Below are 1329 nucleotides of genomic sequence, written 5' to 3' on the forward strand. Positions count from 1 at the left end.
AAAAAACACCTCATCTGGTATTTTTTGAAACAAGGGGTTACAATAATACGGCATAGACAGCCTTATCGATTTTGGGTCAAAGAGTAATCGTAAAGTTTGTTATGCGTTATGAGGTAATACATTGTTCGAATGAGACGATGTATAGAGGCAATCGTATGTGGCTTAGTTGAAGCTATTGTCGATTGTCTTTTTCGTTTCTCATAAAAGTCAGCGATATGGCAGGGATTGGTATGACTAGCTGAAGCTATGTTGTGAATGCACTTGAATAAGATTTTTTTGGCATAGGGATTACCTTGTTTAGTGATGTGTTCCTTGGCGAGAAAGTTCCCAGATTCATAGTGTCTCAGGTCAATGCCAATAAAAGCGTTGATTTGATTGGTAGACTGAAAGCGACGAATATCTCCCAATTCGCCAATGATAGATGTCGCTGTGGTTTCTGCGATGCCAGGAATTGACCGTAAGATGTCATACTCTGGTAAAGGCTGAGCTAGAGCTACCCTGTCGTTTAAGACAACTTGTCTGCGTTCAGAAAGACGAAGCAATTCTTGAGCATAGTAACGAACCTCTTCAAGCATTGGAGAGGTTTTCTTGACCGCACAAAAAGATTGTTTAGCGAGTTTTATAAGTTTATCAGTCAGGTAAGCAATACGCTTTTCAGAGATGCGTTTGGAGGTAGATTGACGGATAATCTCACACAAGTTACTTTGAGATAGGCTTAATACAAACTCTTTGCACGGAAAAGCCATCACTAAGTTCCAATATTGCTCTTCAGTAGGTGTGGATAATAGATTTTCCAATTCAGGAAATGTGACTTGTAGGACCTTGTGTAGACGGTTTTTAGTTCGAACAAGATCTTCTGTCATATTTTGATAGAACCGGCTTAAATCACGCAGGTGTTGATAAACTTCTTCCTGCACGTAAGTTGGTTTACGATTGTGCACAAGCTAAGATTTAGCCAGCTTTTCAGCGTCAATTTTATCTGTTTTACGAACTCGCAGACTGTCCAATTGCTTCTTAGCTTCCAGTGGATTTAGCCGTGTGTAAGCGTAACTATATTCCTCAAGAAAGGCTTGAAGACGTCGAGAATAGACGCCTGTAGCCTCAAATATAATCTCAGGGTTATGAACAGTTTTCAAGTCGCCCAACAGGCGATTGAATCCAATGGCATCATTGAGTATGGTGTAGCCATGAACCTTCTCACCGTTGACTAAAATGGCCACCTCAGAACTTGTTTTACTGCCATCAATTCCAAATACTACACGCATGACATTACCTCTTTTGTCTTGAATAATTCCATGTTTTAGTGATTTTATTTTCAATACGCGACGT

At 40.0% G+C, this 1329-nt stretch carries 1 pseudogene; it reads right to left on the reverse strand.

The window, feature by feature from the left end:
• Positions 1-62: 62 nt before the first annotated feature.
• A pseudogene (locus D8872_RS10600) lies at positions 63-1265 on the reverse strand (IS110 family RNA-guided transposase).
• Positions 1266-1329: the final 64 nt, after the last annotated feature.

It is taken from the genome of Streptococcus cristatus (assembly GCF_003943815.1).
GTDB classification, from domain to species: Bacteria; Bacillota; Bacilli; order Lactobacillales; family Streptococcaceae; genus Streptococcus; species Streptococcus cristatus_F.